Raw genomic sequence first — 5,295 nt, forward strand, 5'->3', positions numbered from 1 at the left:
GGGGGGGGTTTGTACCCCCCCCCGTCCACCCTCCCACCCCCCCCAGACCTTCCCCCGGCCCTACGTGGTGGTGTCGGCGGACGTGGTGGTCGCCGACACCGACGAGCGGGCCCGGGAACTCGCCGACCCGTACGGGCCGTGGGTGCACAGCATCCGCACCGGGGAGGGCGCGATCCCGTTCCCCAGCCCGGCCGAAGCCGCCGAGTTCCGGTGGACCGACCAGGCGCGGGAGATCGTCGCCGACCGGGTGGACACGCAGATCGTCGGCGAGCCGGAGGCGGTGGCGCGCAAGCTGGCGACGCTGCGCGACGCCACCGGCGCCGACGAGCTCGTGATCACCACGGTCACCCACGACCACGCCGACCGGGTCCGCTCCTACGAGCTGCTCGCGAAGGCCTGGCAGGCGGCCTAGCCGCGGCCGATGAACGGCATCGCGGTGGCGGTGACGGTCAGGAACTGCACGTTGGCATTCAGCGGCAGGCCCGCCATGTAGAGCACGGCGTCGGCCACGTGCCGGGCGTCGAAGGTCGGCTCGGGGCGCACCGAGCCGTCCGCCTGCACCGCGCCGGTGGCGATGCCCGCGGTCATCTCCGTGGCGGCGTTGCCGATGTCGATCTGCCCGCAGGCGATGTCGTAGGGCCGGCCGTCCAGCGAGATCGACTTGGTCAGGCCGGTGATGGCGTGCTTGGTGGCGGTGTAGGCGACGCTGCGCGGCCTTGGGCTGTGCGCGGAGATCGAGCCGTTGTTGATGATCCGGCCGCCCCGCGGGTCCTGCTCCCGCATGACGCGGAAGGCGTGGTGCGCGCACAGGAACGAGCCGGTCAGGTTGGCCTGCACGACGGCCTGCCAGTCCGAATAGGACAGTTCGCCGACCGAACCGGCGGCGCCGAAGGTGCCCGCGTTGTTGACCAGCAGGTCCACCCGGCCCCAGGCGTCGCGGACGCCGTCGAACAACGCGACGACCGACTCCGGGTCGCCGACGTCGGTCGGCACCACGAGGGCGGCGTCCGAGCCCTGCGCGGTCTCCTGCAGCGGCTCGGGCCGCCGCCCGGCCAGCGCGACCCGGTAGCCCGCGCCGAGCAGCGCCCGCGCGATCTCCCGCCCCACGCCCGATCCGGCCCCGGTCACCACCGCGACTCGCATGTCGCTCATCAGCCCTCCCGTCGGTCATTGCCAGCGGGCTCATTGATACCCCACGGCCGCGCACGGGTACCCCGGCGCCATGAGCATGAGTGCACGAAGCGCTCGAGCGGCGCTGTGCGGCCCGGCGTTGCTCGCGGCGCTCGCCGCACCGGCGGGCTGCGCCGAAGCACCGACGAACTTCCCGGTCGCGCCCGTGCAGGTGCAGAGCGGGGAGGTGACGGTGCGCGGCGTCGTGCGCAGCGGGGTCGAGCAGGGATGCCTGGTCCTCGCCACGGCGGACCGGGAGTACCTGCTGGTGCATCCGCCGTCGACGTTGCGTCCGGGCGTGACCGCCGTGGTCCGCGGCAGGATCGAGCCGGGCATGATCACGACCTGCATGCAGGGCACGCCGCTGGTGGTCTCGGAGGCGCACACCGGGTGAGCCGGCATCAGCGGATGCCCTTGACCTCCTTCCCGTGCAGGGCGAGCGCGTAGATGACGATCAGGTCCAGCACGATGACGATGCTGGACCAGACCGGGGAACCGAGGAAGAACGCGATGTTGGTGAGCAGGCTCAGCACTGCGAAGGCGATCGCGACCATGCGCGCCCACATCCAACCGGACATCACCCCGACGCCGGCGGCGGCGAGGACGACGCCGAACACGACGTAGGCCCAGCCGACGTGGACGAGCGCGGGCGTGCCGACCGGTGTGGCGAGGCTGTTCCCTGAGCGAGTGAAAGCCGTGATGCCGTAGATCACCTGAACGACGCCGACGATCAGCAGGACGACGCCGGCGAAGATGACCCACCCCAGCCACCGGGTGGGAAAGCCGCGATGCGGCACGTTGTGGGACGTCATGGTTCGGCTCCCTCCGCGGACTCCACCGCCAAAGGGTTGCGACGCTCCCCAAGACGATCCAGGGCCGAATTGCCTCTAATCCGGCGTGCCCACCGCCACGTCGGCCCAAACGGTGGAGTCGCGCGGGGTGTCGATGCGGTAATCGGTGGCGCGCGCCTCGAACAGCCGAACGCCCAGGTCGAAGGCCTTGCCGAGCGGATCGCCCGGATCCCGGGCGACTTCGCCGCGCGAGTTGCCGAAGCCCTGCACGACGCCGACGAAGTCGTGGTGGAGGTAGCGCGCGAGCTCCTGCAGGTGCGCGGTGACGCCCACCAACGAGCCGGGGTAGGTCTCCTCCGAGCTGACGACGGCGGCCAGCCGCTTGTTCACCAGCCGCCGCTTGACTTGCTCGTGCTCCGGATAGCTGGCGGCCTCGTAGCAGAAGATCCGGTCAATGAAGACCTTCAGCTGCCCGGAGATGCCATACCAGTAGAGAGGCGTGGCGAGCACGAGCGCATCGGCGGGGAGGACCTTGCCCACCAGGAGGTCCTCGTAGTCGTCGTCGATGGAGCAGCGCCCGGCGGCGTTGCGGCACACCCGGCAGTCGCGCAGCGGTGCCGAGACCACGTCGGAGAGATCGACGATCTCGACGTCGTGGCCGGCCTGCGCGGCCCCGGCGAGCACCGACTCGGCGAGCATGCGGGAATTTCCGTCCTTGCGCGGACTGGAGCTCAAGGCAAGAACTTTCACCGGGAAAGACACCCCCGTTGATCGCGGCGTATTTGCAGCTCAATGCTCACCAGAAACAACCATGAAGACAAGCAGGACATTAAGGCCAGTACTGGTAAGCTTTTATGCATGTTCGACCCGACCCGGCTGCGCCTCCTGGTCGCCCTCCACGAGCAAGGAACGTTGCACGCCGCAGCGGCCGCACTGCACGTTTCACCGTCCGCCGCCTCACAACAGCTGGCGACCCTCACGAAGGAAGCAGGGACACCGCTGACAGAGGTAGACGGTCGCCGCCTGCGCTTCACCGAAGCCGGCCGAGTCCTGGTGGACCACGCATACGCGCTGCTCGCCAACCTGGAGCGCGCGTTCGGCGACGTGCAGGCGGCGACCCAGGGCGACCTGGGACAGCTCTGCGTAGGCGGTGTCCCGTCGCTGATCCCGACGGTGCTGATACCGGCGGCGCAGGCCATCCGCGAACAGCACCCGAGGCTGAGGGTCGGCATCCACGAGATCGCGGTGCCGGACTGCCTGGACCAGCTCTGCAGCGGCGACCTGGACGTGATCGTCTCGGTGACGGCGGACGTGGCGCTACCAGACGACGACCCGAGGTGCACCCGCATCGAACTCGGCACCGACGACTGCCACCTCGTGGTCCCGGCAACCCACCCGATCACCGACCACGGAGCGGCCGACCTGAAGCGGCTGGCCGACGAGGACTGGATCAGCACGGCGGCGGGAGACGCCTGCGACCAACTGCTGCACTCGACGTGCGCAGCAGCAGGCTTCCGACCCAACATCCGGCACCGGGCCAGCGACTGGGCCGCGATCGCCGCCCTGGTCGCGGCGGGACTGGGCATCGCCCTCGTGCCGAGCCACGCCCGCCTACCGACCACGGCGGCGCTGACCACGATCGACATCGAGGGCGGCCCGGTACAACGACGAATCCACGCAACGATCCGCCGAGGAACAGAAACCCGGCCAGCGGTGGCCCACTACCTCACAACCCTGAAGACGGCCGTCGCCCAGCACTGCGCATCCGGATAGCGACGAACACCTTCGAGAGGCCGCCCAACCGATCAGAAGGCGTCACGATTCGCCCGCCGGGTCCCGGGGTGAGGGGATGAGCTCCCGGAGGTGTTCGCGGTGCCGGGTGGGTAGTGCCGTGCCGCCTGGTCTGGGTGTACGTCTGGGGTCCACTGTGGGCGGTGGAACGAACTGGGGTCTCCCGTCGCGCATGGTGATGTCCCACCGCTGGTTGTGAAGCGTGCGGTGGTGGTGACCGCAGAGCATCACCATGTTGTCCAGGTCGGTGGCTCCGCCGTCGACCCAGTGCTGAACGTGGTGCGCTTCCGGTGTCCCCGGCGGCCGGTCACATCCCGGGAACGCGCACACCCCATCGCGGCGGAGTAGTGCGGCGCGAATATGGGTAGGAGCGGTTCGCTTCGCCCTACCCACATCCAACGGGAGGCTGTCGCCATCGAGCACCATCGGCAGGATTTCGGCGTCGCAGGCGATGCGGCGTGCGTTGTGGGCGGTGATGGCGCGTTCGGTGTTGAGTGTGCCGGGCATGCCGTCCTCGCCGATGACCTCCAAGCCCCGTTTGAGATCGTCGAAGTCGATGGCGATGGTCATCTGCGGCCGTTGCCCGCCGGTGCGGGGCATTCCGTCGTGGTCCAGCGCCAGGTCCAGCAATGCCGCGAAGCCGTCGGCGTTGCGCTGCCCGATCGTGCGGGGATCCTTCTCCCCGTCGATTTCGGGTCGGGGCGCGGCCAGCGGTTGCATGAGCGCAGCGAATTTCGCCCCGGTTTCGCGGTCCAGCTTCGCTTTGATGACGGTCATCCCGTCTCGGGTGGTCGCGTAGTGCAACTCGCGCGCGTCGTGCTGGGCTTCCTCGTCCCGGTGCGCGCCGTCTTGGTCGAGGAGGTAGCGGATGCGCTCGGCGAGTTTCTCCAGTTCCCTCGGCGACATCGCCCGCGCATACCCGGCGAGCGTTGATTCGACCTCGGCGACCTGGTGGCAGCGCGCGTACTCGGGCAAACGGCGGATTCCGTTGACGATGACGCGCGCATGGTCCAGCCCGATCGCACCCTCCGACAAGGCGGCGGCGGTGTCGGGCAGGTCCGGAGGCATCGTCTCGCCGTACGAACTCCGTCGGTCTTCGACGTTGCGGGCGACTGTGACACGGGTTTTCGCGTCACGCGGGTCGATGTTGAGCAGCCCCTGCAACCACACTTGCAGCGATCGGGCGGTGGTCTCGGCGTGAATGGCCCGATGGTCGGCCTCGGCGATGTACTGCAGTTGCTCCCACATCAGTACCCGCATCTCCTTTTCCAGTTCTTGGATGCGGGCCGCGAGTTCAGAATCGGTGCATGACACCGCCGACCGCGGACCAGCGAGGTCCCCGGTCGCTTCAGGGGTGTTCAGTAGCGGTGTCATGCCACAATTGTCCCGCTCTCGAACACGCGTTCGCACGTTTTTTGTGGTCGCTTGATCAGGTGAACACCCCGCCGGGCCCTGTCATTGTTTCCGTGTAAGCCACGGATGAATTGACTCGATCATTTTAGCTGAGTGGGATGCGTCCTGGGAAGAGGACGACGAGGGTGTT

The 5,295-nt window shown here is 68.8% G+C and carries 7 protein-coding genes; 3 read left to right on the forward strand and 4 right to left on the reverse strand.

Annotated elements, in window-relative coordinates; genetic code table 11:
* The first annotated feature begins 64 nt into the window (after positions 1–64).
* A complete protein-coding gene (locus tag AC07FN_RS45365) occupies positions 65–412 on the forward strand; it encodes a hypothetical protein (protein ID WP_478401293.1) in 348 nt (115 codons plus the stop codon).
* Here the strand turns inward: AC07FN_RS45365 and AC07FN_RS45370 are convergent.
* Positions 409–1,152 carry an SDR family oxidoreductase gene (locus AC07FN_RS45370; RefSeq protein ID WP_478401294.1) on the reverse strand — a complete coding sequence of 248 codons (744 nt, stop codon included), beginning with the start codon at positions 1,150–1,152 and terminating at the stop codon, positions 409–411. The two genes, AC07FN_RS45365 and AC07FN_RS45370, sit on opposite strands and share 4 nt — an antisense overlap.
* A gap of 76 nt (positions 1,153–1,228) precedes the next feature.
* Here AC07FN_RS45370 and AC07FN_RS45375 point away from each other — a divergent pair, with 76 nt between their 5' ends.
* Positions 1,229–1,564, forward strand: coding sequence for a hypothetical protein (locus AC07FN_RS45375; RefSeq protein WP_478401295.1), 336 nt, complete (start codon positions 1,229–1,231; stop codon positions 1,562–1,564).
* 7 nt (positions 1,565–1,571) lie between these two features.
* On the opposite strand, the gene AC07FN_RS45380 is transcribed toward AC07FN_RS45375, so the two are convergent.
* Positions 1,572–1,982 (reverse strand): DUF7144 family membrane protein, encoded by a 411-nt coding sequence (locus tag AC07FN_RS45380; RefSeq protein WP_478401296.1) that lies wholly within the window; start codon positions 1,980–1,982, stop codon positions 1,572–1,574.
* A 75-nt stretch (positions 1,983–2,057) separates the two neighbouring features.
* Complete coding sequence (locus tag AC07FN_RS45385; RefSeq protein ID WP_478401297.1) at positions 2,058–2,723, reverse strand: flavodoxin family protein; 666 nt, start codon at positions 2,721–2,723, stop codon at positions 2,058–2,060.
* A 96-nt stretch (positions 2,724–2,819) separates the two neighbouring features.
* Here AC07FN_RS45385 and AC07FN_RS45390 point away from each other — a divergent pair, with 96 nt between their 5' ends.
* Positions 2,820–3,734 carry a LysR substrate-binding domain-containing protein gene (locus AC07FN_RS45390; RefSeq protein WP_478401298.1) on the forward strand — a complete coding sequence of 305 codons (915 nt, stop codon included), beginning with the start codon at positions 2,820–2,822 and terminating at the stop codon, positions 3,732–3,734.
* Positions 3,735–3,776: 42 nt separating this feature from the next.
* Here the strand turns inward: AC07FN_RS45390 and AC07FN_RS45395 are convergent, their stop codons facing one another.
* The gene (locus AC07FN_RS45395; protein WP_478401299.1) at positions 3,777–5,126 is read right to left on the reverse strand and encodes an HNH endonuclease signature motif containing protein; all 1,350 of its coding nucleotides are present in this window, start codon (positions 5,124–5,126) and stop codon (positions 3,777–3,779) included.
* Positions 5,127–5,295 lie beyond the last annotated feature (169 nt).

This window comes from Saccharopolyspora sp. NPDC045941 (genome assembly GCF_056431445.1).

Excerpts from the sequence above, each read along its gene's own strand:
- AC07FN_RS45375 (WP_478401295.1), top strand. The coding sequence starts at position 1,229 with ATGAGTGCACGAAGCGCTCGAGCGGCGCTGTGCGGCCCGGCGTTGCTC.
- AC07FN_RS45380 (WP_478401296.1), bottom strand. The coding sequence starts at position 1,982 with ATGACGTCCCACAACGTGCCGCATCGCGGCTTTCCCACCCGGTGGCTG.
- AC07FN_RS45390 (WP_478401298.1), top strand. The coding sequence starts at position 2,820 with ATGTTCGACCCGACCCGGCTGCGCCTCCTGGTCGCCCTCCACGAGCAA.
- AC07FN_RS45395 (WP_478401299.1), bottom strand. The coding sequence starts at position 5,126 with ATGACACCGCTACTGAACACCCCTGAAGCGACCGGGGACCTCGCTGGT.
- AC07FN_RS45370 (WP_478401294.1), bottom strand. The coding sequence starts at position 1,152 with ATGAGCGACATGCGAGTCGCGGTGGTGACCGGGGCCGGATCGGGCGTG.